This window comes from Halorubrum pallidum (assembly GCF_055380345.1).
The window spans coordinates 1,117,140-1,142,420 of sequence record NZ_AP043945.1 but is presented as its reverse complement, the minus strand read 5'-3'; the positions used below and the strand labels follow the sequence as shown (position 1 = coordinate 1,142,420).

General features: G+C 65.1%; 25 protein-coding genes, 2 tRNA genes and 3 pseudogenes. 10 read left to right on the top strand and 20 right to left on the bottom strand.

Annotated elements, in window-relative coordinates; all coding sequences use genetic code 11:
* The first annotated feature begins 75 nt into the window (after positions 1-75).
* Positions 76-531 carry a ferritin-like domain-containing protein gene (locus ACZ45C_RS07490; protein ID WP_460560552.1) on the top strand — a complete coding sequence of 152 codons (456 nt, stop codon included), beginning with the start codon at positions 76-78 and terminating at the stop codon, positions 529-531.
* A gap of 540 nt (positions 532-1,071) precedes the next feature.
* Positions 1,072-2,043 (top strand): TatD family hydrolase, encoded by a 972-nt coding sequence (locus ACZ45C_RS07485; protein WP_460560550.1) that lies wholly within the window; start codon positions 1,072-1,074, stop codon positions 2,041-2,043.
* 144 nt (positions 2,044-2,187) lie between these two features.
* On the opposite strand, the gene ACZ45C_RS07480 is transcribed toward ACZ45C_RS07485, so the two are convergent.
* The 3 genes from ACZ45C_RS07480 to ACZ45C_RS07470 all read right to left on the bottom strand — a co-directional run bounded on the left by ACZ45C_RS07480 (position 2,188) and on the right by ACZ45C_RS07470 (position 4,604).
* Positions 2,188-3,525, bottom strand: a complete 1,338-nt coding sequence (locus ACZ45C_RS07480) for a hypothetical protein (RefSeq protein ID WP_460560548.1) — start codon at positions 3,523-3,525, stop codon at positions 2,188-2,190.
* Positions 3,522-4,178 carry a hypothetical protein gene (locus ACZ45C_RS07475; RefSeq protein ID WP_460560546.1) on the bottom strand — a complete coding sequence of 219 codons (657 nt, stop codon included), beginning with the start codon at positions 4,176-4,178 and terminating at the stop codon, positions 3,522-3,524. Before ACZ45C_RS07475 ends, ACZ45C_RS07480 begins: the two co-directional genes overlap by 4 nt.
* A gap of 96 nt (positions 4,179-4,274) precedes the next feature.
* Positions 4,275-4,604 carry an ArsR/SmtB family transcription factor gene (locus ACZ45C_RS07470; protein ID WP_460560544.1) on the bottom strand — a complete coding sequence of 110 codons (330 nt, stop codon included), beginning with the start codon at positions 4,602-4,604 and terminating at the stop codon, positions 4,275-4,277.
* 146 nt (positions 4,605-4,750) lie between these two features.
* Here ACZ45C_RS07470 and ACZ45C_RS07465 point away from each other — a divergent pair, with 146 nt between their 5' ends.
* Positions 4,751-5,257, top strand: a complete 507-nt coding sequence (locus tag ACZ45C_RS07465) for a GbsR/MarR family transcriptional regulator (RefSeq protein ID WP_460560542.1) — start codon at positions 4,751-4,753, stop codon at positions 5,255-5,257.
* Here the strand turns inward: ACZ45C_RS07465 and ACZ45C_RS07460 are convergent, their stop codons facing one another.
* The 3 genes from ACZ45C_RS07460 to ACZ45C_RS07450 form a co-directional block, all read right to left on the bottom strand.
* A complete protein-coding gene (locus ACZ45C_RS07460) occupies positions 5,258-5,809 on the bottom strand; it encodes a hypothetical protein (protein ID WP_460560540.1) in 552 nt (183 codons plus the stop codon). It abuts the gene before it with no gap.
* Positions 5,810-5,927: 118 nt separating this feature from the next.
* A tRNA-Thr gene (locus ACZ45C_RS07455) sits at positions 5,928-5,999 on the bottom strand.
* Between the two features lie 108 nt (positions 6,000-6,107).
* The gene (locus ACZ45C_RS07450) at positions 6,108-6,773 is read right to left on the bottom strand and encodes a DUF7114 family protein (protein ID WP_460560538.1); all 666 of its coding nucleotides are present in this window, start codon (positions 6,771-6,773) and stop codon (positions 6,108-6,110) included.
* 59 nt (positions 6,774-6,832) lie between these two features.
* Between ACZ45C_RS07450 and ACZ45C_RS07445 the strand changes: the two genes are divergently transcribed.
* Together ACZ45C_RS07445 and ACZ45C_RS07440 are read left to right on the top strand one after the other, a co-directional pair.
* Positions 6,833-7,528, top strand: a complete 696-nt coding sequence (locus ACZ45C_RS07445) for an enoyl-CoA hydratase/isomerase family protein (protein WP_460560536.1) — start codon at positions 6,833-6,835, stop codon at positions 7,526-7,528.
* Positions 7,529-7,634: 106 nt separating this feature from the next.
* Positions 7,635-7,705 (top strand) — tRNA-Gly (locus tag ACZ45C_RS07440).
* 307 nt (positions 7,706-8,012) lie between these two features.
* Here ACZ45C_RS07440 and mvaD read toward each other — a convergent pair.
* Entirely contained in the window at positions 8,013-9,011 is a 999-nt protein-coding gene (gene mvaD, locus ACZ45C_RS07435) for a phosphomevalonate decarboxylase MvaD (RefSeq protein WP_460560534.1), read from the bottom strand.
* 123 nt (positions 9,012-9,134) lie between these two features.
* The gene (gene infB, locus ACZ45C_RS07430) at positions 9,135-10,928 is read right to left on the bottom strand and encodes a translation initiation factor IF-2 (protein ID WP_460560532.1); all 1,794 of its coding nucleotides are present in this window, start codon (positions 10,926-10,928) and stop codon (positions 9,135-9,137) included.
* Positions 10,929-11,057: 129 nt separating this feature from the next.
* Here infB and ACZ45C_RS07425 point away from each other — a divergent pair, with 129 nt between their 5' ends.
* Complete coding sequence (locus ACZ45C_RS07425) at positions 11,058-11,303, top strand: PRC-barrel domain-containing protein (protein WP_460560530.1); 246 nt, start codon at positions 11,058-11,060, stop codon at positions 11,301-11,303.
* Entirely contained in the window at positions 11,303-11,761 is a 459-nt protein-coding gene (locus ACZ45C_RS07420; RefSeq protein WP_460560528.1) for an NOB1 family endonuclease, read from the top strand. The genes ACZ45C_RS07425 and ACZ45C_RS07420 overlap by 1 nt, the downstream gene beginning before the upstream one ends.
* Before the next feature lie 27 nt (positions 11,762-11,788).
* On the opposite strand, the gene uppS is transcribed toward ACZ45C_RS07420, so the two are convergent.
* Positions 11,789-12,826: a polyprenyl diphosphate synthase gene (uppS, locus tag ACZ45C_RS07415; RefSeq protein WP_460560526.1), complete on the bottom strand. Its 1,038-nt coding sequence runs from the start codon at positions 12,824-12,826 to the stop codon at positions 11,789-11,791.
* Positions 12,827-12,889: 63 nt separating this feature from the next.
* On the opposite strand from uppS, the gene lwrS reads away from it, so the two are divergent.
* Positions 12,890-13,273, top strand: a complete 384-nt coding sequence (lwrS, locus tag ACZ45C_RS07410) for an LWR-salt protein (protein WP_460560524.1) — start codon at positions 12,890-12,892, stop codon at positions 13,271-13,273.
* Between the two features lie 90 nt (positions 13,274-13,363).
* Here lwrS and ACZ45C_RS07405 read toward each other — a convergent pair whose 3' ends face one another.
* The 8 genes and pseudogenes from ACZ45C_RS07405 to ACZ45C_RS07370 form a co-directional block, all read right to left on the bottom strand.
* Entirely contained in the window at positions 13,364-14,434 is a 1,071-nt protein-coding gene (locus ACZ45C_RS07405) for an ABC transporter permease (protein WP_460560522.1), read from the bottom strand.
* Positions 14,427-14,747, bottom strand: coding sequence for an AAA family ATPase (locus tag ACZ45C_RS07400; RefSeq protein ID WP_464374340.1), 321 nt, complete (start codon positions 14,745-14,747; stop codon positions 14,427-14,429). Before ACZ45C_RS07400 ends, ACZ45C_RS07405 begins: the two co-directional genes overlap by 8 nt.
* Positions 14,733-15,083, bottom strand: a pseudogene (locus ACZ45C_RS07395) (ATP-binding cassette domain-containing protein); the annotation flags it as partial. The gene ACZ45C_RS07400 and the pseudogene ACZ45C_RS07395, both read right to left, overlap by 15 nt.
* 83 nt (positions 15,084-15,166) lie before the next feature.
* On the bottom strand, positions 15,167-16,726 hold the full coding sequence (gene nosD / locus ACZ45C_RS07390; protein WP_460560518.1) for a nitrous oxide reductase family maturation protein NosD: 1,560 nt from the start codon (positions 16,724-16,726) through the stop codon (positions 15,167-15,169).
* Positions 16,726-17,469 carry a hypothetical protein gene (locus ACZ45C_RS07385; RefSeq protein ID WP_460560516.1) on the bottom strand — a complete coding sequence of 248 codons (744 nt, stop codon included), beginning with the start codon at positions 17,467-17,469 and terminating at the stop codon, positions 16,726-16,728. Before ACZ45C_RS07385 ends, nosD begins: the two co-directional genes overlap by 1 nt.
* 72 nt (positions 17,470-17,541) lie before the next feature.
* Positions 17,542-19,614, bottom strand: a complete 2,073-nt coding sequence (gene nosZ / locus ACZ45C_RS07380; protein ID WP_460560514.1) for a TAT-dependent nitrous-oxide reductase — start codon at positions 19,612-19,614, stop codon at positions 17,542-17,544.
* A complete protein-coding gene (locus ACZ45C_RS07375) occupies positions 19,611-19,982 on the bottom strand; it encodes a BlaI/MecI/CopY family transcriptional regulator (RefSeq protein ID WP_460560512.1) in 372 nt (123 codons plus the stop codon). The genes nosZ and ACZ45C_RS07375 overlap by 4 nt, the downstream gene beginning before the upstream one ends.
* A 91-nt stretch (positions 19,983-20,073) precedes the next feature.
* The gene (locus ACZ45C_RS07370) at positions 20,074-20,844 is read right to left on the bottom strand and encodes a helix-turn-helix domain-containing protein (RefSeq protein WP_460560510.1); all 771 of its coding nucleotides are present in this window, start codon (positions 20,842-20,844) and stop codon (positions 20,074-20,076) included.
* 170 nt (positions 20,845-21,014) lie between these two features.
* Here ACZ45C_RS07370 and ACZ45C_RS07365 point away from each other — a divergent pair, with 170 nt between their 5' ends.
* Entirely contained in the window at positions 21,015-21,830 is an 816-nt protein-coding gene (locus ACZ45C_RS07365) for an aldo/keto reductase (protein WP_460560508.1), read from the top strand.
* A gap of 97 nt (positions 21,831-21,927) precedes the next feature.
* On the opposite strand, the pseudogene ACZ45C_RS07360 reads toward ACZ45C_RS07365, so the two are convergent.
* Positions 21,928-22,443: pseudogene (locus ACZ45C_RS07360) on the bottom strand (RNA-guided endonuclease InsQ/TnpB family protein); the annotation flags it as partial.
* A gap of 106 nt (positions 22,444-22,549) precedes the next feature.
* Between ACZ45C_RS07360 and ACZ45C_RS07355 the strand changes: the two are divergent.
* The gene (locus tag ACZ45C_RS07355; protein WP_464374339.1) at positions 22,550-23,821 is read left to right on the top strand and encodes an IS4 family transposase; all 1,272 of its coding nucleotides are present in this window, start codon (positions 22,550-22,552) and stop codon (positions 23,819-23,821) included.
* A gap of 13 nt (positions 23,822-23,834) precedes the next feature.
* Here the strand turns inward: ACZ45C_RS07355 and ACZ45C_RS07350 are convergent.
* Both ACZ45C_RS07350 and ACZ45C_RS07345 read right to left on the bottom strand, forming a co-directional pair.
* Positions 23,835-24,086, bottom strand: a pseudogene (locus tag ACZ45C_RS07350) (IS4 family transposase); the annotation flags it as partial.
* A 98-nt stretch (positions 24,087-24,184) separates the two neighbouring features.
* Positions 24,185-24,901: a tyrosine-type recombinase/integrase gene (locus ACZ45C_RS07345; RefSeq protein ID WP_460561873.1), complete on the bottom strand. Its 717-nt coding sequence runs from the start codon at positions 24,899-24,901 to the stop codon at positions 24,185-24,187.
* Positions 24,902-25,281: the final 380 nt, after the last annotated feature.

The following is a 25,281-nucleotide window of genomic DNA, read 5'->3' as shown; positions in this document are numbered from 1 at the left end:
AACGGTGAGTTACTCGACGGGAGACGTACATAGACCGATCATAACTATGCGGTCTCCGGGAGACCTTCGGGTGCTATGTCTTCAGACCGTACCGTCGAGCTACTGCGGCGGAGCTACGAGGACGAGATCGAGACCGTGATGAACTACCAGACGAACGCGATCATCCTCGAAGGCGTCCGAGCCGAGGAGATCAAGGAGAGCCTGCAGGAGGACATTCAGGCGGAACTCGCCCACTCGAACAAGCTGGGACAGCGCCTCAAGCAGTTGGGCGCACGCCCGCCATCGTCGAAGGACTTCACCGCCAGACAGGACTCGCTCCAACCGCCCGAAGACTCGACGGACGTCTTGGCGGTCATCGAGGGGGTGCTCGACGCGGAGGAGGCCGCCATCTCGACCTACCACGATCTGGTCGACGCCGCGAGGGAGGTCGACGACCCGGTGACCGAGGATCTCGCGGTCGAGATCCTCAGCGACGAAGAGGCCCACCGGTCCGAGTTCAAGGGGTTCCAGAAGGAGTACCGACACGAGTAGCGCCGGCAGTTCGGCTCGGGGGCTGGTTCGTTTCCGGAGATCGCGCGTTCCAACGACTATCGAACCGATACTCGAGGGAATGAACAGCCCAACAAATCTCTTGTGCCGGAGGGTGTTGATCGCCACAAGAACTCTGGGAGTTTGTTTGGAGTCTGTGTGTGATTCCACTTGAGACCGAGGAACTCCGAGATTTGAGCGTCTGCTGTGGCGGTCTGTGCACACGTGAACTTAATGGAGGGATATACGGTCGTCGGATTTACCTATTAACTTCTGATCCGTCGTGGACTTCAGCAAGACTGTCAAATTTTCAGAGATACGACACGCTGTTTTCAGCAAACTATTAATCCGTTGGCGGGGATACTTGTGTTAACACATGACAAAACAACTCGGCCGAATCGAGAACGGAGCACGGAGCAGGACTCGACACTCATCGACACCTGCGATCCGTCTCGATGAGAACAGACACAACGCAACGTCGATATGTCAGCGGAGTGTGCGAGACAAACCCAGTTGCGTTGAGCGTCCCGAGTGGCAATACCGATGAGTGGACCGTCGAAACGACCGATAGGCGACCCGCCGGAAGCAGGGGCGGCACCAGAGCCGGTCGACATTCCGTGGGTCGACATTCACCAGCACACACAGTCGTTGACGTGGAATGACCGCGAGAAGTTCGATCTGAGCGGCGGACAAGCGGCGGTCGCGATAGCGGCGGGGTACTATTGGGCACCGTATCGTCCGGTGAGTTCCGATGACGTCCGGTTTCTGTGGGATGACGCACTTCGGCGGGCTGCCGCGTTTGATCACCGGCACTTCTACGATCAGTACGTCGCCGTCGGAATTCACACGTGGTCTCGAGTCGAGAACGCCGACGAACTCGTCTCCGTGCTCCCCGAGTATTGTGAAGACGATCGAGTGATCGCTATCGGAGAAACGGGAATCGAGTCGACACAACACACCACATCGTGGCCGCTAGAGGGTCAGAAGGAAGTCGTCCGCGAGCAGTTTCGCGTCGCACGTGACACGGGACTTCCGGTGCTCGTCCACACGCCGGGATCGAGCAAAGGCGATGTTGACCCGCGACACGTCCAGAGCTACGAGGAGGGAAATCGCAATTTCACGGACCCTCTGTTATCCTCGGACGATCCGAAAACGGAGGCCGTCGAAATCGACCTTGCGCTCGCCGACGAAGTTGGGTTGCCCGACGAGCAACTCGTGATCGATCACGCCGGCCGGAGCGTCCGGGACTTTGTGTTGGAGAACACGGGCTGTTATCTCGCGTACAGCGTAAGTGCACCGTGGCTCCGCGGAATTGACGCTCGCGATATCGCTGCAGCGATCGACGCACACGGTAGCGACCGGATCGTTGTCGACACGGACCTCATCGGCGCGATGGACAACGACCCGTTCGTGATGAAGCGGACGATGCTCGACCTGCTCCGTCTCGGCGTTGATCGCGAGGACGTCCGTCGAGTCGTTTACGAAAACCCACGAGAGATACTGGATCTAGCGTGAACCGCCTCGGAGTCAGGTGGTTCGAGACCGAGAGCGTCCGGTCATCCCGGAAGAACCAGTCTTTCGACCGACCCCGAGACACCCAATTTGGGAATCTGTGGAGGAGTTCAACAGAGCCACCGGTCGCTGATCTCCCCATGGATGTCAGGAGTCTAGAAGGAGGGTTCCCGCGGTCTCACACACGGGCACGAGCGCCCGACAGATCGCGGCCGCGACAACGTATTCGATCGCATCGACCGCGATCGACTGCACACTGACGTCCCCCGACTGCCGTTCGAGGCGGGTGTCGGTCCGCGCCATCCCGCTGGTGTATCTCGGAAGCATCGCGCGAACGAGCGGGGTGCCCCGGTCTGTGTCGCGTGCAGTTTCCACGGCATCGATTGCCGCGGTCCGAAGAGCGGCGACGTCGGCGGCGCTTTCGACGGAGATGTCATCTCCGCCCTCGATCCGGGCACGGAGGGAGTCAAACGCTCGGGCGTACACCACGGCGTTGGCCGCGCCGTGGATGTCTCTCGCGAGGGACGGACTGTCGTCGGGTTCCAGTGCGGCGGTCGTTCGGTATCTGGCCTCGGATCCCAGATCGGCTACCGCCCGCACGCCCGCGGTCTCTCCGACGTCTCGGTCGATGAGTGTTGTCGGATCCTCCACGGTCCGAGTCGGAAGCGACGCACGCTGATCGCGCAGTCGGTCACGGAGGCGCTCTCGGACGTCTTCGAATCGTGACCGTTGGTCCGTGGGTTCGTCGAGACGGTCGAAGCGATCGAAGACGTACGATGCGACATCGACGTTCGTTCGGGCCCGCTCGTTATCTTCGGCGCGGTCTGCAACCGCGAGCGCGGTGCCGCTGTTCCGTGGTGGTCGACGGCCGCGCGACGTGATCCAGTTTCGCGCACCTCGGATCTCCGTCTCGATTTCGTGGTGAACGACGACCGCGCGGACGGGATCGTCGCCGACGTACGACCACCGTGCAGTGAACTCCGCTATCGCATCCTCGATGGCTGGGATCGCGCCGTCGAGGTCTTCTCGAGACAGACTTCCGGTGATCGCCTGCCACGCCGCCCAGACGTAATGAGCCCGGCTGCGGGCCGTGTTCGCTCGGGTGAGACGCGTGTACGGCGTCTCCGCTTCGTCGATCCGGTCGATCGAATCGGTGGCCGACTCGAAGGCGTCGTTCAGCCGGGTCCGGATCACCCCATTCGGGACCTCCCCGCGGTCGAACGGGGCTGGGACCGCAGACAGGTCTGACTCCGCGATCGATCGCTGCCTGTCGATGAACGATGGTCGAATGTCGACCGGGAGCGTCTCCGGGACGGTCGGCGCGTCACCGGACACGACCTCGGCGAGCGCGTCGGCGTCGATGGTCCGATCGCTCGTTCCGAACCGGCTTCCCAAGCAGCCGGCGAGCGACGCCACCGCACCTGCGCCCGAGAGCGCGATCACCCCGCGACGGGTGACGCGCGATCCGCGCTCTTGACGTGTCATGAGCTGTCTCCCTCCCGTCGGTCGTCTTCGGTGGGGCGGGGACAGGCCCCGCTCCCGCCGCCCGAACTGTAGCTTGAGATCCGTTCGGAGTCGAGCGCGACAGGGAGCCGAATCAGGTTCGTCACGGCGACGCGGGCGTCGGCCTCGCAGGCCACGTCGACGTCACGGAGGACTCTCGCGTAGTCGGTCTCGATCTCGCGGCGGGTCCACCGGACCCAACAGAGTCGGTGACGGTAGCACTCACCGACGAGGTGTCGTTCGACGTAGACGGTCTCCGAGTCGAACTCCGTCTGATCGAGGAACGCTCTGGCCTCGTCGACGCCCTCGACCTCGGCAAACGTGAGCGCGTCAGCGTCGTCGTCGCCACTGAGAACGTACTGCGCCCAGTCGTCGCGCTCGTTCGGGGAGTCGCCGGTCCCGGACTCTGTTGACTCCCTCATCACGATGTTCGGTTCCGTCGTCGAGCCGCGGAGCGTGACGTGTGGTGGAGCACGGAGGGCATCGTCAGGTGGCTCCGCGTCTGGATCGTCACTCGATGTAGAGCCCGAACTGCTGCCGCTGCCGCCACAGCCGGAGAGTGCGGGTGCGCTCAGAGTGGCCGCCGCCGAACCGATGAACCGTCGCCTGGACAGCCACGCTCGCTCGGAGGGCATCGATCTCCACTCTCGGCACGCGTGGTAAATAACCGACGGAGAGTCAGAGAGTCGTTTCAGTCAGGTAGAGAGCCTCGATGCCGGGTAGACTTCAACTCAGAATCGCACTACCAGTCGTTCCGCGGTGAGTGCGTACACCGTCATCTCTCGGCCTTTCTCGGAGTACCACGTCGCAGTCGGTTCGATTAGTTCCGCCCCACAGAGCCGATCCAAATGGTAGGAGACATTCTGGACGGAGCGATCTACATACTCCGCGATCTCCGATGCGGTCTTCGGATCCCCTTTGAGCGTCTTCAGAATTCGCTGTGCGGTGTGCGAAGACAGAACCTGTAACACGTCGGTCCGACTGTCTTGGCCGACGACGACGTCTGTCTCCTCTTCGGGGGCGTGATCGACCGGGGGCTGATGTGGAAGGGCGCTTGCCATCTGGAGTGGGGTGAATCCGAGCAGTTTGTTCTGTCTGTTCGGTACAAGCCGAACAAACAAATCAAACAGTTTAATACTTTCGGATTGTACGATGCACACATGATTCAACAGAGCACTCTCCACCGCGAAATGGGTAGTTAACACAGATGAGTGGGGAGGGCACCGTCGGTGCACGCGAGCGCGTCATCGAATCGATGGAGCAGTCCGCAGAGGTGTACGGTCTGAGCCGCAGTGCCGGTCGAATTTACGGTGTGTTGTACTTTTCTACGGAACCGCTCTCGATCGCAGAACTCGTGGAAGAGACCGGATACGCGAAATCTACGATAAGTAACGTCACTCGAACGTTAACCCGGATCGGGCTTGTCTACCGTCGATCCTCAGAAGGCGGTGGCCGCCGAGTGCGGTTTGCCGCCGAGCGCGAAGTGTGGATTATCCTTCAAGACGTCCTCCGACAATACATCCTGCGGGAGGTCCAAACCACTCTGCGCACGCTCCAGCGTGCCGATTCTCAATTGGCGGAGCGTGACAGCGTAGAGGCGGACCGGATTCGGGACCTAGCCGAGACGTACGAGGATCTCGAAGAGATCGTCGCGCTCACGTCGGATCTCACCGCTTCGGAACTCCGCGAGGCGCTCGAATCGTACGATCGGTGACTACCAATAGACGGTGTACGCACACGTATCGTCGCCGTCTCGGCGACAAGTGTCTCCGGTTTCCTCGATGAACACGAAGGCATTGACGGGTGCATACCGTTCGGCGACGCCACGAATGAGCCCCCGATCGAACGGGCAGGGATACGGGTTGTAACACGTCACGACGCCCGTTCTGTCGTCGATCTGTTCGAACTGGTAGTGACCGATCTCTCCGCCGCGGTGATTCCGCTGATACGCCTCGTCGATCGACCGTAGCCCCTCGCAAACCGTCTCGTACTCGTTCGGCCAGTCCGCGACATCCGGGAGCTGTTCGCCGAGCCGGTCGAGAACGTGGGGCTGTAAGTCGTCGACGATCGTTTCGAACGCGTTCAACCACGTCTGCTGGGGATACCACTCGTCGGCCGCCGGATCGGTTATCCCCTCCTCGGCAAGCGCCTCCTGCGCCCGCTCCCGATACGCGGCGGAGAACCGCCCCATCGCCTCGTTGACGATCGTCACCACCGTCTGCCCGTTTATCTCCACGTTCGGGTCAAACGCCTCATAGCTCACCATTACGCGTGGTATTTGGTAGCAGCGAAAAGTACCTTCGGTGTCGTCGGTATCGCGGATTCGCGAGGCGTGGTATCTGTGTCTGAAGTCGATGTCTCTAGGAGAACAGTAGCGCGAGAAGAGCCTAGGCCGAGATTTGAACTCGGGGTCTCGTCCTTACCAAGGACGCGCTTTACCGCTAAGCTACCCAGGCGCGCAATCACTCGTTGACCGGATTCGACTTTAGGGGTTTCGATTCGTCGGCGACGCCTTCCCGGATCTGACGCCGGTCGGGGTCCGTCTGAGGCGTGCCGTCACTCGCTCACCGATCCGTCACGGTCACCGCACGGTCGGAGATGTCGGCGATCCGGTCGGCGGTCGTCTCGGGGAGCGCGCGTCCCGGCGGCGGGAACTCTCCGTCGTAGTCGGCGGCCAGTTCCCGAGCGTACGCCAGCAGTTCCTCTGGAGTGTCGCCGCCGACCGCGGTGGTCCCGGCGACGACGGCGAGTTCGAGGGCGTCGACCTCTAAGTTGCGATCGAGCGCGGTCGCAGTCGCCGGGTCGGTCTCCTCGCGATCGCGGAGCGTCTGGTCGCGGCCGAACGCACGCACGACTTCCACGGCCGCACCCGCGGCGTCGGTACACGCCAGAAGCGAAAACCCGCGGGAGACCAGCACGTCGGCGGTGAGCACGTCCATGTCGGCGTCGATATCGGAGGTCCGCGTGGGCGCGGTCACCCACGGCTCCTCGTGCGCCACCGCGCGAGTGAGGCGGAGTCCCTCGTAGATGAGTTGGACGCCGGCCGCGCGATCGAGGACACCGTCGAGAACGATGTCGGGATCGATCGCGCGGGCGGTGATCAGCGCCAGTACTCCGGGCGTCACGGCGGCGTCGAGAATCCGTTTTTCGAGGGCCTCGCGTAGTTGGTCGGGCTCGACGTCCGCGAGCGCTTCGCGGGCTGCGTCACGCGCTCGCGAGGCATCGTCCATCAGCGAACGATAGTCGAGCGAGGGGCAAAGACCTTTGGAAACGAACGAGACACGAAGCCATGATTCGCGTCCGAGACGACGGCGACGTACGCACCATCACGCTCGACCGCCCCGACAGCCGAAACGCCCTCCGACCGGGCGACCTCGTCGACCTCCGCGAGGCCGTCGAAACCGCAGCGACGCCGGTGACGTATCTCCGCGGCGCGGGGGCCGCCTTCTGTGCCGGTGCCGATCTCGACGCCGTCGCCGCGCTGGACGACCCAGACGAGTTCGCACGCCGAGGGCAACGGACGGCGTCGGCGCTCGCTGACGCGGACACGATCGTTGTCTGCGGTATCGACGGGGCCGCCCGCGGTGGCGGCGTCGAGATGGCGCTGGCGGCCGACGTCCGCGTCGCGACCCCCGGCGCGACCTTCGGCGAGCCGGGCGTTTCGTTCGGGCTGTTCGGAGCATGGGGCGGAACCGTTCGACTCCCTCGCGTCATGAGCGAGGGCGACGCGATGGATTTCGCACTCTCGGCGCGTGTCCTCGACGCCGACGAGGCGCTTCGGTCCGGGCTCGTCTCCCGCGTCGTCGACGATCCACGGACCGTCGCCGAGGAGATCGCCGCCGGAAAGCCGGACGCTCTGCGAACGATCAAACATCGAATGCGCGACCGCCGCGAGGACGAGACACAGGAGCGTGCGGAGGCGACGGCCTTCGCTGACCTCGTCGCCGCGCACCGCGACGAGATCGCCGCGAGCCGTGGAGACTAATCGTGAATCGGCAGCGAGGCATTCGCAGGCTACCGAAGACTCCACGCCGTCGTCCGAATGTGACAGGTTTAAGTAGAAGACTCGTCAACTACAAGACGCGAAGTGCGCACCGGTAGTGTAGTGGTATCACGCAACCTTGCCATGGTTGCAACCCGAGTTCAAATCTCGGCCGGTGCATTTCTCGAACGCAGTGAGAGAAATCACCGAGAGTTCGAACTCAGAAAGGCGCAGCGGCGAGCGAAGCGAGCCGACCGTCTTTCCCTAGTTCAAATCTCGGCCGGTGCACTCCTTGCAGTCGTACACCGCCCTTACTCCCGCTCGCTTTGCTCACGGGAGTCTCGGCCGGTGCATTTCTCGAACGCAGTGAGAGAAGTCACTGAGTGATTTGAACTACAAAGACGCGGTGTCAGTCTCGCGTACGGGGCATGTCTTGTAGCCGTGAGCGAAGCAGACGAACCGCGCGTCAACCGCACGCGGATTTTGTTTAGAAGAGCGCCTCGCTCTCGTCGAGGAGGTGGGCCGGCCCGCCGACCTTCCAGATGTCGGTGTCGATACCGATCTCGGCGATCCGAGCCTCGACCGCGTCGGCGTGATCGGCAAGCGTGTTCACGTACACCGACGCGCCGGTGTCCGTCGAGAAGTAGACGGGGACGCCCTCCTCGCGGAGTTCGCGGACCGCGTTGAACACGGCGATCGTCTCCGGCTGCCAGTACACCCAGCCCGCGGGGCCGGTCATGGTGGTGGCCGTCAGCGAGAGGGAGTCGTGCTCGGCCGTCTCGAAGATCCGGTCGAACTCCCCGGCGCGCAGGGCGTCCGTCATCTCGACGAGCTGGTCTTGGACGTGAGCGGTCCGCGCCTGCATCATGTGGCTCGCGGCCGCCTCGCGGTGCGCCTCTTCTGTCTCCTTGTACGCGGGAACGTGCGCAGCGACGATCCGGAGGTCCTCCTCGGGATCGAAGCCATCCTCGCTCACGCCCACGTCGAGCCGGTGCGACCGGCAGTCGGCATCGTTGAGCCCGGCATCGAGCCGCGAGTACGCCCCCGTGACCGCGCGCGCGGCAGAGGAGGACCCGCGGCGGGCGACGGTCGAGACCTCGGGTAAGGACATGTCGAGGCCGGCGGCCTCGACGAGGGCGAGCGCGGCGGCCGCGAACCCGGACGACGAGGAGCCGAAGCCGATGTTCGACGGGAAGGAGTTCTCGCTCTCCAGCCGGACGGCGGCGTCGACGCCCGCCAACTCGCGGACGTGCTCGACGACGTTGTCGATCCGCTCTGCGGCCCGACCCTCCACGTCTTCGCCGCCGATAACGTAGGTATCCTCGCTCGCGTCGGGCTGCCACTCGACGGTCGTCGTCGTCGCGGTCGGCGCGGTACAGAGGCTGATACTGTCGTGATACGGGAGTCGAAGCGTCTCGTCGCGCATCCCGTGGTACTTGACGAGCCCCTGAATCGGGTGGGCTCGCGCGGTGGCCTTCTCGGTCATACCTCGGGAAGCGTCCGGCGGGGGATTAGTCGTTGCGATGAGCGAGAGGTGGATGTCGAGCGCGGCGACACCACAACAGATCGAGTGAGACGACCGGGCCGAATTGGAGTCGCGTTCGGCTACCTACTTCCCCCAGAACGGGTCCCGTTTCCGCTTGGTTTCGAGGTACGCCGCGAGCGCCTCGCGCTCGTCGGCCGTGATCTCCTCTTTCAGCTCTTGTTCTAAGATCTTCGCGTGCTTCTCGGGGACTTCGGTCCACAGCGTGTCGCCCTCCTCGATGCCGCGGCCGACGGTCGGTCCGTCGATGGCGATGCTGACGCGTTCGCCCGCGCGTGCCTCGTCCACGTCGTCGCCCTGCTTTTGGATTCCTGAGAGCTGTCCGACGCGCTCGAACTCGTTGCCCTCGAACAGTCCCACGTTGCGGTTGTTCTGGAGGGTGCCGGAGATGACCTCGACGCCGACGACCGCGGGGTCGTTCTGCCGGAAGGTGTGGTCCGGAAGGATTCGGAACCGCGAGGGGCGGACGACCTTGTCGAGCACGGTCTCCTGTTGTGCGCGCTCGCGTTCCTCGACGTACGTCTCGTAGTCCTCGATGAGCTGGTAGATGACCTCGTCCGTGAACAGCTTCATGTCGGCGTTTTCCAGCTCCGACTCCGCGTTCGCGAGTAAGTCGACGTTGAACCCCAGGATCGCCTTGTGTTCGTCCTGGTTCGCGGTCTCCGCGACGGCGATGTCGCGCGGCGCGATGTCGCCGACCTCGGCGCGCAGGATGGGAACCTCCGCCTCGCGCAGGGCGTTCGCCATCGCCTCGAGCGATCCGAGGGTGTCCGCCTTGACGACGACGCCGTCTTCGGCGGTGTCAACCTCGATCTCTGCGAGTTCGGCTTTCACCTCCGCGATCACGTCCTCCAGCGGGCGGTCACGGACGACGCGGACCGGCGCGCCGGCCATCGCCTGATCGAGTTCCGGTGCGGCGATCTTCACGCCGGCCGCGGCCCCGATCTCAGCTACCTTCTCGAACTTCTTCTCCGTGCGGATCTCCTCTAATGCCCGCGGACGCAACAGCGCCCGGACCTCGGTGACGATCGGCTCGTTCTGTCCGCCGACGACGATCGTGTCGCCGTTGCGGATCACGCCGTCGTACACGACGGTGTCGATGGTGGCACCGAACCCCCGTTCGTCTTTGACTTCGAGGACCGTCCCCTCGCCGGCTCCCTGCACGTCTATCGCCATCTCCTCTTTCATGAACCGCTGGGAGAGCCCCATCAGGACGGTCAGCAGGTCCGGAACGCCCTCGCCGGTGAGCGCAGATAGCGGGACGACGCCGATGTTCTTCTGGAAGTCCTGCACGCGCCAGTAGAGGTCGGCGGAGAACCCCGCGTCGGAGAGTTGGCCGATAATCTCGTAGAGGTTCTCGTTGAGCATCGACTCGGCTCGCTCGGACTGCGCCTCCAGACTGCGCTGGATCGGCTGGCCGTCCTGCGGGTTCCACCCCGGCGTCGTGTCGACCTTGTTGGCGGCGACGACGAAGGGAGTTCCCGTGCGCCGCAGGATGTCTATCGCCTCCTCGGTTTGCGGTTGAAACCCGTCGTTGACGTCGACGACAAGCACCGCGATATCGGCGAGTGCACCTCCGCGGGCGCGCAGAGTCGAGAAGGAGTGGTGGCCGGGCGTGTCGATGAAAAGCAGGCCCGGAAGGTCGAAGTCTGACGGGTCGATGAGTTCGCCCGCCATCTCGGAGATGGTGTCGAGCGGGATGTCCGTCGCCCCGATGTGTTGGGTAATCGCGCCGGCTTCGCCCTCGCTGACGGCGGAGCCGCGGATCGTGTCGAGCAAGCTCGTCTTGCCGTGATCGACGTGGCCCAGCACGGCGACGATCGGCGTCCGAAGGGTGTCCGCGTTTGTGTGGTCGGTCATCAGTGATCGCCCCGAAAAGGTCGGTTACCAGTCGTTCCGCCCGGGCGTCAGTTAAGCCTTTCAAAACGCGTCCGTCGCTCGTCGGACGCCCCCGTGGCGTTTAAGACCGTCGGCCGGGACGTAGCGCACATGGTAGACATCCTCGCGGAGAACCTCTCCGGGAAAGCGGTGATGAGTTCGGACGGAACGGAGCTGGGAGACCTGTACAACATCACGATGGACCTCAAATCGGGCGAACTCAACGACCTGTTGGTGAGCCCTCACGAGCAGCTGAGCACGGATCGGCTGAGCTTCGACGTGGACGAGATGGGGCGTCTCAAAGTGCCGGTTGCGAACGTGCAGGCGGTGAAAGACTACATCGTCGTCGCCCGCTGATGGACGTTCTCGACACCTCGGCGTTCATCCACGAGTACACGACCGACGACGACGTCGTCTCAGTGCCCGAAGTCCACGACGAACTCACCGGCGAGGGCGCGCTTCGCTTCGACGCGATGGAAGGCTCCGGAATGACGATACACGTCCCGGCTCCGGAGGTGATCGACAACGTGCGGCGCGCGGCGAAGGGGTCCGGCGACGCGGCGGAACTCTCCGAGACCGACACCCGGCTGATCGCGACCGCGCTCGAACTGAGCGCGACCCTCGTCACCGACGACTACGCGATGCAGAACGTCGCCGAGCGGCTCGACATCTCGGTCGAGGCCATCGCGCGCGACGGGATCACGGAGGAGCGCGAGTGGCGGTTCCAGTGCGTCGGCTGTAACCGCACGTTCGACGAGAACAAAGAGCGGTGTCCGATCTGCGGCAGCGACTTGACGCGAAAGAATCCGGCGTAGCATCCGACGACCGCTTCTCCAGTCCGATCAGTCCGCCAGCTCCGCGTCCGTCTCGACGGCGTCGGCGGCGAGGGCCTCGTCGCAGGAGCTACCCGGGGTCTCGTCGGGACCGACGCTCTCGTCGCCGGACGGGGTCGCCTCGTCGTCGGCCTCGTCGGTTCCCGCAAGCGCGCCGGCGATCGCGTCCGCGTCGAGCCGCGGGATCCGGCCTCTGAGCCGCTGCGCGACGGCGTGCGCCTCTGCGAGTTCGGCCTCGGCGACGGCCGTGACGAGCGCGGCCGCCCGGTCCGCCCGGGCCCGCTGCCACGACTCCTCTCTGGCCTGATACGTCCTGATGGCTCGCAGGAACTCGACCTGCGAGAACTCCGGCCAGTACGGCGCACAGAAGTACACCGCGGCCTCGTTGCCGTTGGCGTGCCACGGCAGGAAGTTCGAGGTCCGCTCGTCGCCGCCGGTGCGCACGATGAGGTCGACGTCACGAACCGGTCGGTCGTAGAGTCGGTCTTCGACGACATGGGCGTCGACGTCGGCGGGCGCGAGGTCGCCGTCGGCGACGTCTTCGGCAATCGCGCGGGCGGCGTCGAGCAGTTCAGTCCGGCCGCCGTACGCGAGCGCCACGTTCAGCGTGAACCGGTCGTTGTCCGCGGTGCGCCGCTCGGCGTAGTCGACCGCGTCACGCACGCGATCGGGAAGGCGGTCGATGTCGCCGATCGCGCGGACTCGGACGCCTTGGTCGTGGACGCGGTCGGCGTCGGCGAAATCGCGGAGCTTGGCTTCGAGGAGGTCGAAGAGCGGATCCAACTCCTCGTTCGGGCGCTCGAAGTTCTCCGTCGAGAAGGCGTACAGCGTCAGCTCCTCGACACCCAGATCCGCACACCAGTCGAGGACGCGTTCGGTGGTGTCGGCACCGGCGCGGTGGCCGTCGGGTGCGTCCTCGCCGCGTTCGCGCGCGTATCGGCGGTTCCCGTCTTGGATGATCGCGACGTGCGTCGGCACGTCCTCGATCTCGCTGCGGAGGTGTCGCCGGTAGACGCGTTCGACGAGGCCGCGAAGCCGATGCAACATACGTCTGGACCGACACGACGGAGCGGTATGTACTTTTTTGCTCTGCGGGACGATATCCCCCCGATGGACGCCGCCTACGTGTTCCGAGTCGCGTTCCGGATCGACCCGTGCGACGCGGCCGTCGATCCCGACCGGTTCGAGACGACGATGGAGCTTCCGGCGCGCACGCCCGGCGAGGACGGTTGGCTGTTCTTCCGTGACCGACTCTGGCGGGGCGAGATCGGCGACGAACCCTCGCTTCGGCGGCTGGCGGCCACCCGCCTCGGCGTCGACGACTCCGATCGGATCGACGTCGTCGCCGTCGACTTTCGAGAGCTACGAACGGACGAGGCGTACCGCGACGCGCTGCGTGACGCGATCGCCGACGACCTCGGTCGGTTCAACGCCGGCGGGGTCGACGAAGTCGTCCACAAGTACCTCGGCTCGTCGGTCCACGTACGCGACTGACCGCGTCCGGTTCCCTCTGCGACCGCGTCGATCGACCGCGACACCAGTCCGGCCAGTTCGACGGCAATATCTCGCAAAAACGCGGGGCGGTCAGATCCGTTTGCGGTGGAGTGCGCCCGCTCCGACCGCGACCGCGAGGGCGATCCAGCCGAGCAGGACCGCGACGAGGACGCCGGCCGAGAGCCCGCTTCCGTCGAGCGCGGCCGAGAGTCCGGCGCCGCCGGCACCGGTCGGGACGAGCGCCAACAGCCGGTACGTCGACACCGGGTTGGCGGCGACCGCGACGGCGACGAACGAACTGGCACCGTCGAGCGCGGCGAGCACGCCGAGCGCCAGCAGGTCGTGGACCAGCGCGAACCACGCCCACACCAGCAGCGCGCTCGCGAGGGCGACCGTCGAGGTCGGCGCTGCGGCGGAGATGGCGACCCCGACTCCGAGCAGCGCGACAGCGACAGCGACGGTCGCGAGCAGGAACCACGCGAACGTCGGCCACCCCGCGAGCCCGTGCTCGCGGAGCAGCAGCAGCCCCGGACCGCCGAAGCCGAGGACGACCGCCGCGCCGAGCACGGCGGCTCGCCCGGCGAACACGCCGATCGCCGCCTCGACCCGGGAGACCGGGAGGGTCAACACGACGCCGAGTCGCCCGCGCTCGGCCGCACCGACGACCGCGCCGTGTCCGAACGCCAGCGCGGCGAGGGGAACGAGATACGTCGCCAGCTCGACGTAGCTCGCGACCACCGGGTCGTAGCCGGACGGGGCGACACCGGACCCGCTGAATGTCGCGAGCAGCAGTCCGAAGACGGCGAAGACGCCGATCAGCCCGAGCGCCCACCCACGGCGACCCGTCAGTCGGGCCTCTCGGCGCGCGATCCGGACGAGGATCCGCGGACGCGGGAGCGGAATCGAGACGGTGTCGTCTCCGGTCGATTCGGCGGTCGCCACGGCTGCCGCGGTCTCCGCGGTCTCCGCAGTTTCTGCGGCTTCTGCGGCTGCCGCGGCCTCCGAGCTTTCCGCGGTTTCTGTGGCTTCCGCGACGCCTGTGGCTCCCGTGCTGTCCGTGGCGTCTGCGGCTCTGGCGGACGCAACGGCGGCCCCACCGTCAGGCGTCGCGTCCGCGCGGTCCGCTCCCATCGACCCGTCTCTCGGGGTGTCCTCAGGCATCGCGACCACCTCCGGTGAGCGAGACGAACGCCCCTTCGAGCCCGTCCTCGTGACCGTCTGCGAGCGCTGCGGGCGTCCCCTCCGCGACCAGTCGGCCGTCGTCGAGGACGCCGACGCGATCGCAGACGCGCCCGGCCTCGCGGAGCGCGTGCGTCGCCATGAGCAGGGTCACGCCAGTCTCCTCGCGGACGCGGGTCAACACCTCCCGCAGGGCGGCGACCCCGTTCGGATCGAGCCCGGCCGTCGGCTCGTCCAACAGGAGGACGGCGGGGTTCGCGAGCAGCGCGGCCGCCAGCCCCAGCCGGCGGCGCATCCCCTTCGAGTACCCGTCGATGGGGCGGTCGATCGCGTCCGCGAGGCCGACCGTGGCGGCCGCGCCCGCGATCCGCTCCGTCGCGTCCGCCGGGTCCGACCCGACCCCGCGAACGTCGGCGTGAAAGCGAAGCGTCTCCCGGCCGGTCTCTCCCGGCGGGAATCCGGGATTCTCCGGGAGGACGCCGATCGACTCTCGGATCCGCCAGCCGAGCGCCCGGACGTCGCTTCCGCCGACCGTGATCGCGCCCGCATCGGGGTGGTCGTGGCCGGCGATCAGTCCGAACAGCGTGGACTTGCCGGCACCGTTGGTTCCCACGAGGCCGTACGCGTCGCCGGACTCGACGGAGAAGTCGACCCCGGCGAGGGCCTCGACGTCGCCGTAGCGCCTGTGTACGTCGGTGATGTCGATTCGCATGGTTACTGATGGTGGTCGTCTCCGGGCTCCGTGTCGTACTCGGCGGTGGCGTCGACGGCCGCCGCGTAGGGGCGATACGGGTCGATGTCGTGGGGCGGGCTCGCGAGCGGTCGGTGGTCGATGACGCCCGCGGTCTCGATCGTCGGGAACCGGCTCTCGACCAGCCGGATCGCGTCGAACGCCGGGCTGTCGGCGAACACGGCTGCGGCCGGCGTCCGCTGGACCACACGCTGGGCGGCACCGGCGGGGCGGTGTCTCACGTCGCTCACCCCGTCGTTGTCGGTGTCGGCGACGCGAGCGCCGGACCAGTAGTTCCCGCGGTCAGTGCCGTTCCACGCCACGAGGTCCCGGGTCGTGGTCAACACCTGCTCGTCGTTGCCGACGAAGCTGTTGGCGACGACCGCGGTCCCCCGCGTGCCCGCGGAGTGATGGATTCCGACGCCGTTGGCGTACAGCAGGTTGTCCCGCACCTCGTTGTCTTGGGCGTTGTACATGAACAGCCCGTTGCCGTTGACCGCGAGGTCGTTGCCGCGGACGACCGTCTCTTCGATCTCCTTGAGGAGGATCCCGTGACCGCTCTTTCCGCGGTTCGCGACCGCGGTGTTGTTGATCACCTCGATATCCTCGCTGACCATCAGCGCGTACCCTACGTCGTTCTCCAAGGCGACGTTGTCCGCGAGGCGGTTTCCGTCGGAGTACATGTAATGAACCCCGTACCGCAGGTCCCACATCGTGTTTCCCGCCGCCGTGACGTTCGAGGCCCACGAGTAGTAGATCCCGTCGCGCACGTCGGTGATCTCGTTGTCGCGGATCTCGCTTCCCTCGGTCTCCCAGAGGTTGATGCCGTTGCCGCGGTCTGCGAACCGCGGTGCCTCCGTGCCCTCGATTCGGGAGTCGGTCACGGTCACCGCGTCCGCGCCGTTGACCCAGACGCCGAACCCCACGTCGGTGAGATACAGGTCCGCGAGCGTCGCTCCGGTTGCGTCCTCCGTGAGGTAGACGCCGGCGTCTTCGGATTCCATGTCCGTTCCCGAGTCGTCGATCCAGACGCCCTCGACGGTCGCGTTCGGCGCGCGCACGACGATCACGGAATCGCTTCCGCCGCCGTCGATCAGGGCGTCGTGTGTCGATTCCGCGACGATTGTCACGCCGGGATCGTCGACGACCACGGGCGCGTCCGGCTCGAAGACGCCCGCGAGTTCGACCGTATCGCCGGGGGCGGCCGCGTCGACCGCGGCGGTCACGTCGGCGTACTCGGTCGGGGGGCCACCGTCGGAGGCGATCACGGTCGCCGTCCCCGACCCGGTGGGTCGGTCGGGGTCGTACGTCGGCGGATCGACGACCGGATCGCTCCCGTTTCCTGCGGTGTCTACATCGCCCCCGCCGATCGCGGCCCCGCCGCTTGCCCCCGCCACGACGCCGCCGAGGACGACGGCGAGGACGACCGCGGCCGCGAGGAACAGCGTCCGCGCTGGAAGCGCCGCTCGCGTGGACACCGGTCGGCCGAACGACGGGAGCCGACCGATCGGCGAGAGCCGATCGAGCCACGAGAGGCCGCTCATCAGTCCACCCCCGTCCGCGGTTCCTCGGTCGGACGGACGTTGCCTCCGCGCTCGTCGCTCTGGTCACCGCTTCGGCGACGCCGCCGGAGCGCGTCGACCGCCTCGCCGATCGTCGCCTGCGAGTCGCGGAGGAGGAACGCCGCGACGAGCAGCAGGAAGCCGAGTCCGGTGAGGTACCCCCCGGGACCGAACCACGCGACCCCGCTGATGTTGGCGATCTGGTACCCACCGAGAAGCGGCGGCGTGAACTCCTCGACCCCGACGATGGGCGCGCTGTCTCCGAGGGCATGCCCGGCCTGATAGAGGCGGTACTGAACGATCGTGAACGTCCCCACGAACGCCACCGTCGCCCCGATCAGTTGGCCGAGCAGGCCGAGTCGGAGCTTGCGACCGGTTGGGGCGAACGCGACGAACACCCCCGCGGCGGCCACGGCGAGGAACACGATCGGTCCGAGGATCCACTCGGGGGCCGCGATCGCGTCGGGATGGACTGCGTAGTTCGGCTCCACGAACACCGGGTCCGGATAGTAGAACCCGACGTAGTGGTTGAGCGCCTGCACCTCGGCGTAGTCACCACCGAGCCGCGGGTACGCGTACAGCTCGACGAGTAGGCCCTCGGGGTACTGGGGCGCTTCGAAGGCGATCTGCCAGACGGGCACGAAGAGGGCGACGACGAACATCGCCGCCGCGGTCACCGGGAGCGCCCGTCTGAGTTCCGTCAGTCGATCGAGTGAGGCTGTCATGGCGTGGGAGTGAATGGAATGGCGATTCGGTGGTGGGATGGCGATTCGGTGGTGGGCGAGCGGTGCTCCCGTTCAGTCCTGCGGTTCCACGAGGATCCGCGAGCGCATCTCCAGGTGGAGCGCGCTACAGAAGTACGCGCAGTACGCCCAGAACACGCCGGGCTCGTCGGCCGTGAACGTCACCTCACGGGTGTCCTGGGGTGCCAACGCGAGGTTGATGTCGTACTCCGGGATCGCGATCGAGTGGATCACGTCGCTCGTGGTCTCGACGTTGGATATCCGGAGCGTCACCTCGTCGCCCTCCCGGACCGTGACCTCGGGGAAGGCGTACTCGTTGCGGCGCGCCCACATCTCGATCTCGACGGTGTTCTCGTCGACCCGCTCGAACGACTCCTCGCCCTCGGGGACGAAGTCGAGTTCGTAGTCGTCGGTGTCCCACGTCTTCGCCGGCTCGATCTTGTCCTTGTGGACGATGCTGGCGTCGTGCGGCTCGGGGTACGACGGCTTGTCCTTGATCAGCTGCATACCGGCGTCGTCGTCCCCGATGTAGAACATCTGGTCGTTCTCGGGGTGGATCGGGCCGACCGGGAGGAACCGGTCCTTCGAGAGCTTGTTCAGCGAGACGAGGTAATCGCCCTGCGGCGACGCCGTGTACGACTCTGAGGCGATCAGGTGGCCGGGGTTGTAGTGGACGTCGTGCTTCTCGATGATCGGCCCCTCGGAGCGGGCCTCGGCCTCGACCGCGGCCTCGTAGTCCCACTTGACGACCTGCGAGTCGATGAACAGCGTCGTGTACGCGTGACCGCGGTCGTCGTAGGCGGTGTGGAGCGGCCCCATCCCGACCCGCGGCTGGCCGACGATGGCCTCCTGCGGGTCGTCGACCTCCGCGATCGCCTCCACGTCGATGACCGTACAGGTCGGGTCGAGCTTCCCGGACGCGATGGCGTAGTTGCCGTCGGGCGTCACGCTGACGCCGTGCGGGCTCTTCGGCGTCGCGACGTACCGGACTATCGGTCGGTCGCCTTCGTTGAGAGAGCTGTCCATCGTCCCGTCGACGACGGGCACGCCGCTGATCTCCTCGTACTCCCCGTTCTCGACGGCCTCCCAGATGGCCGGGATGTCGAACGCCTTCACGTAGTCGCGGTCGGAGCGAGCCATCTCGGACTCCGTGACTCCCTCTTCGCTGTTGTAGCCGGTCGCGAAGAACCAGCGGCCCTCCTTGCCGCCGTCGCCGTTGTCCATATTACCGTCGACCTCGACCTGCCACTCGACGTCCATCGTCTCGGGGTCGATCGCGGTCAGGACGGAGCCGTACTCGTCGGGGCTGTCAACATCGCGGCCGTCGTTCGGCATCGGCACGCGGAACTCCCCGACGCCGAAGACCAACTGGGTGTCCGGAAGCTGCATACACGCCCCGTGGACCCCCTGACAGTTCGGCACGTTCGTGATCGCGTCCGTCTCGAAGTACTCGAGGTCGACGCGGGCCATCCGGCCGTTCGCCTTGTCGTTGACGAACAGCCAGCGGCCGTCGTAGTCGTTGTCAGTCTGTGAGACTCGCGGATGGTGAGTGTCCCCCCAGACGTGGCCGTCGCCCTCCTCTTCTAACAGCTCGGTCGTCTTCGCGTCGTGGCCGAAGCCGCGGGCGCTCTCGGCCTGGAACACCGGAATCCGCATCAGCTCGCGCATCGAGGGGAGTCCGACGACGCGGATCTCCCCGGTGTGGCCGCCGCTGAGGAAGCCGTAGTACTCGTCGTGCTCGCCCGGGGCGACCGAGTGGTCGCCGCCGCCGGACGCTCCGCCGGAGTCGCCGCCCTCCTCGTCGGCGAGGATGCTCGTACAGCCTGCGAGGCTGCTCATCGCGCCGACGGCCGCGCCGGCCTTCATGAAGTCGCGTCGCCCGAGTTCCAAGCGCGGGAGGTCGAGACTCGGCCGCTTCGCAGCGGTCGCGTCGGTCCCCTGCGCCGTTGACGCGATGTCGCGCTCGTGGTCGGTCAGCAGGTGTTCGATCGTCCTCCCGTCAACGATCTCGGGCTCGGCCGCGTCGGCCGCGTCCGCGTCGGTTCGGGTCGCGTCCGCCGGCTCTTCGTCGCGATGTTCGTCGTCTCGTGCCGTCCGCTCGTCGCTCGCGTTCGGGTCAGTAGTCATTGTTGGGTGGTGGCGTCGGATCCGTCCTCGGATTCCGTTCGGACCGCCTGAACGAGCCGCTCGACTGCCGGATCGCCGAGTACCGTCTGGAACTCGTCGGCGAACTCCGGGACGAGTCGCTCGCGGGCGGCCTCGGCGTCGAAGCGGTAGCGGTGCCGCGTGCTCCCGCGGTATCGCTCGCGCTCACGGGTGACGAGCCCCTTCTCGACGAGGCGGTCGACGGTCCGCTTAACCGTCGGATACGCGACGTCGTCGTCGCGGTCGACCACCGCGTCGAGTAGGTCGCGCGCCGTGAGGGAGTCGTCCGCGCGCCGCAGGACTGCGAGAAGTTCGCGTTCCCGCGGTCCGAGCTGTGTCCACTGGGTCATGGGTTCCCGGAGCCGAACCGATAGGTTCGACCCCGCTACTGATCACTACGGTCTACCCCCCGGCGTACCTGACGGCGAACTGTTCGGTGGTTTAAGTACGATTCCCGTCGCCGAACACCTGCGAAAAGAGCGTGTCCGTCACGATACGGAGGTGCTCCGACACCGTGGACTTCGCGAGGTCGAACTCCTCGGCGACGTCGGTCGCCGACGCCCCGCCGGTACCGAAGTACCCCTTCTCGGCCGCGACCGCCGCGATCTCCGCCTGTCGGTCCGTCACGCCAGCGAGGTCGACGGGGACGACGTCGCGACAGCAGTCGTCGTCGCTCTCGTTTCCGCGGTCGACGCAGAGCCGACGAAGTTCCACGCCGAGGCCGGCGGCCTCGCACTCGTCGACGATCGCCTGTAGCTCCTCGTGACCGGTGAGAACGAACGACACGAGAAGCTCGCCGTCGTCCATCTCTGTGCGGCGCGGCGAGACCGGGAAGTTGGCGAACGCCGCCGGAAATCCACCGCAGGAACAGCCGTCACAGGGCCCCTCGCCGGTGACCGATCCATCGGAAACGGGGGACGGCGCGGCGCCCCCTGTGACAGTCTGCTCCGCCCCGTCCGCGCCGACTGCGACACCGCCGTCGGTCGCAGCGCGCTCGCAATCGATCTCGTACCGACCGTGCGTCTGTCCGGCGAACTCGACGAGATCCAGCCCGTTGGGTGGGTCGTCAGGCGGATCGTCGGCGACGAACTCGACCCGTCTGTCCGCCGGGTCGACGCGGAACTCCTCGACCCGCGTGTGCGACGAGAGCGCCGAGACCGGACAGCCGTCGCAGGCCGATACCGAGAGTTCGACGTGAATCCCGTTGGTCATACGCGACGATAGGCCCTCAGAGACCTATATAACGCTACGGGGTTTCCAGCGGGGTGAAAACCGCTACCGGCCGAAACGGCGAAGAGTCTGAACCGTGTGCGGGTCGTCGGACGCGCTCGCTTACCGCCCGTCGGCGTGCCCTTTTGAGCCTCGGGCGGGAACTCCCGCGTATGCCGCCGCTCGATCTCCCATTGGGCATCGGAACCTCCGGGCTCGACGATCCGACCGAGTGCACCGCGACCGTCGCCGCCGCGCTCGAAGACGGCTACCGCCACGTCGACACCGCACAGATGTACGACAACGAGGCGGCCGTCGGCGACGGGATCGAGCGCGTCTGCGGTGATCCGGCCGTCGACATCGACCGCGAGGACGTGACCGTCGCCACGAAGATCCATCCGACGAATCTCGCGCCCGAGGACGTCCGACGGACGGCCCGCGAGAGCCTCGATCGGCTGGGACTCGACCGCGTCGACCTTCTGTACGTCCACTGGCCGACCGATGCGTACGACGCCGAGGCGACGCTGCCCGCCTTCGACGAACTCCGGGCGGACGGGCTCACGGAGCACGTCGGCGTCTCGAATTTCACGCCGGATCTGCTTCGAGAGGCCCGCGATATCCTCGATGCACCGATAGCGGCCCATCAGGTCGAGTGTCACCCGCGATTTCAACAGACCGAGCTTCGCGCGCTCGCCGACGAGTTCGACCACCGGCTCGTCGGGTACTCGCCGCTGGCTCGGGGCGCGCTGTTCGACGACGAGGCGTTCCTCTCGATCGCCGAGCGGAGCGGCCGGTCCCCGGCCGTCCTCGCGCTCGCGTGGGCGGTCTCCCGCGGCGTGACTCCGATTCCGAAGGCGACCGGCGACCACGTCGCCGAGAATCTGCGCGCCGTCACCGCCGAGATACCCGACTCGGTCCTCAGGGCCGTCGACGCGTTACCGCCCGGTGACAGACATATCGATCGCGATGACGCGGCGTGGAACCGCTGACGAGCACAGACCGCTGACGCGGCGTGAACTACCCCACCCTACTCAGCCGCTGGTGCGGCTTCGTTGAGGGTGTCGTCAGAAGCGGAGCTTCTGACTGCTAACCAGAACCTTTGGTTCTGGTGATGGGGCTTCCTGTTTCTATGACGCGCTTTGCAGACACCGAATGGGTGTCCGTAGGGAGCGCAGTCTCCACAGGCGTGTCTTCGGGCCATCCCAGCCCTAGTTCAGAAAAGCCGCGCTGTAAGATGTTCATCGCTGCGTTCGCGTCCCGGTCACACTCGAAGCCACACGACGGACAAGAGTGTTCTCGAACCCAGATGGGTTTCGGCGTCTCCACATCACACTTCGCGCACTCTTTCGTTGTTCCTGCTGCTTCCACCTGAACGACGTGACAGCCGTACAAGTCTGCCTTGTATTCGAGGAGCGTGATGAACTGTCGCCACGCCGCGTCCTGCTTGTTGCGAGCGCTGTGCGACTGCTCCAACATCCCCTTCACGTCCAAGTCCTCGACGAACACAGCATCGTACTCGCGGACAAGCCACGTCGTGATTTTGTGCTGGTAGTCCAACACCTTCCGACGGATATGTCGCTTGACCTTCGCCACCATCCGTCTTTAGCTAAGCGAAGAACCGCGTGACAGCAGCGGCTTATCGAGGCTACTTTTCGGAAGGAATGAGGAGGTGTCGAGTGTGTACAACGAGACCTCCTCATCGAGAATCTTGCGTCGTCTCACTACACTGTTTCCCTCTGAGTTCCTTGAAGAGCACGCCGAGGAACTCGGCGTGGTCGAACGGGAGGGGAAGCTTCAGATTCCCGTCCTCGTGTGGGCGCTTGTGTTCGGCTTCGCCGCAGGCGAGAGCCGAACACTCGCTGGATTTAGACGCAGCTACAACTCTACAGCCGATGAGACGATCTCTCCCGGTGGCTTCTATCACCGGTTGACACCGTCACTTGCAGAGTATCTCCGCGACCTCGTCGAGCGTGGTCTCGACGAGGTCGCTGTTCCCGACGCTGTTGACGCTGATATCAACCGATTCAGGGACGTGATGATCGCTGATGGAACGGTGTTGCGGTTGCACGAGTTCCTTTCCGACGAGTTCCAAGCTCGCCACGAGGAGCAGGCTGGAGCGAAGCTCCACCTGCTCCACAATGCCACCGACCAGACGATTGAACGAATCGATGTGACCGATGAAAAAGCGCACGACAGCACGCTGTTCAAGACGGGATCGTGGCTGCATGGACGGCTGGTTTTGTTCGACCTAGCGTACTTCAAGTACCGCCGCTTTGCGCTGATCGACGAGAACGACGGCTACTTCGTGAGCCGGTTGAAGCAGAACGCGAATCCGGTGATAACAGAGGAACTACGGGAATGGCGCGGCCGCGCCATTCCCTTGGAAGGGGAGAATATCCACGACGTGGTCGGTGATCTCTCGCGGGAGTACATTGACGTAGAGGTCGAAGCGGAGTTCAAGCGGGGTCAGTACGAGGGAACACGGTCGCTAGACACGAAGCGGTTCCGCGTCGTCGGCGTCCGGGACGAGGACGCCGACGACTACCATCTGTATATCACAAATCTACCGAGAGAAGAGTTTCTCCCAGCAGATCTAGGGACGCTGTATCGGTGTCGATGGGAGGTAGAAACGCTGTTTCGTGAGTTGAAGACGCAATACGAACTAGATGAGTTCGACACGAGCAACCCTGTTGTGGTGGAGATTTTGCTGTATGCGGCGTTGCTGTCGCTGCTAGTGAGCCGTGAGTTGTTGGATCTGGTCACCGAGCAGGCTGACGACGAGATTGTGTTTCCACCGGAACGCTGGGCGGCGACCTTCCGGTCGCACGCCCAGCTTGTTCTCCACGAACTCGGTGAGTACCTCGGCTACTCACCACCACCGTTGCTGGAGCGGCTCGAGGATGCTCAGAAGATCCATCAACAACGACCGATCTTACAAGAGACGCTCGCTACCGCTACACAACCGAGGTGTGAGTCTTAGCTAAAGACGAATGGTCGCGGAGATACTCTGCAAGTGACGGTGTCAACCGGTGATAGAAGCCACCGGGAGAGATCGTCTCATCGGCTGTAGAGTTGTAGCTGCGTCTAAATCCAGCGAGTGTTCGGCTCTCGCCTGCGGCGAAGCCGAACACAAGCGCCCACACGAGGACGGGAATCTGAAGCTTCCCCTCCCGTTCGACCACGCCGAGTTCCTCGGCGTGCTCTTCAAGGAACTCAGAGGGAAACAGTGTAGTGAGACGACGCAAGATTCTCGATGAGGAGGTCTCGTTGTACACACTCGACACCTCCTCATTCCTTCCGAAAAGTAGCCTCGATAAGCCGCTGCTGTCACGCGGTTCTTCGCTTAGCTAAAGACGGATGGCATCCGGAGATTCGACCGAACGGTTCGCCCCCTCGATGAGGAAAACAACGGCTCGCGTCCGTACTCGTCTGTCACGTCGTTACGGTGAATTTGGAGGTAGTCATCGAGGATGTCGCACACCCACGGATGGAGATTCACTTCGCGCTCGGCTCGCGTCCCGTTCTTTAGCGGACTGTCCTGTTCGGGTCGATGCCTGATTTCGACGTATTGCTCTTCCGGGTGATAGTCCTCTACGTCGATAGCACGGGCAGTTCCGATACGGAAGCCGGTATCCCACAGCAGAGCGAATAACGCGTGCCGGAGGGTGGCGTACTCGAACTTCTCCAAGTAGTTGAGTATCTGGTCGGCGCGCTCGGCATCGAGCATCGTATCGCGGGCGTCGTCCTCCAAGTCGGGGAGAATCATGTTCTCCACGACACTCGAATCGACCAGTTCCATCGAGCGACACCACTTGAGGAAGACACGGAGCGTACAGAGATTTTTGTAGAGCGTGACTTCGTTGATGCCCCCGACCTCGCGGCGGAATATCTTGAAGTCGTGAACGTGGAAGCCATCCACGTCACAGATGTTGTCTAACCCTTCCTCCTCGCAGAAATCCAAGAAGGCGTTAAGCGTACAGGCATGGTTGTAGTGGGTTGACTCCGAGACTTCGGGCTTCCGTTCTTTGAGATACCGTTCGACGGCGCGTTCGGGCTTCATTTGTCGGCTCATTGGTTGTCTCTGAAGCCGACTCACGCCGGGCGTGGTACACGGGAGAGATGACCACACACTTCACCACTTCGTGCCGCGCCGTCCTACGGCCTTTTGTGGGCCGTAATCGCTGGACGGCGTCGGGAGGCCGGCGGTTCGAATCCGCCCCAACCCATACGTAGTACGCACGGACTGTAACCGTGCGATTTCTTTCTTTTCAGACTTCCTAGCGCCCGAATCGTGATTTCGGGCCGCGTTTTCGGGGGTCGGAAACTTCCTAACTCAACCGGTCGGCGTATGCTGGTCGCCTCCGTCCGGGAATCCTGTTATATGACTCGGATCGATGCATAAGTATCTGGTGGCGTCGCGGACCTCCGCGCGCGCCGGTC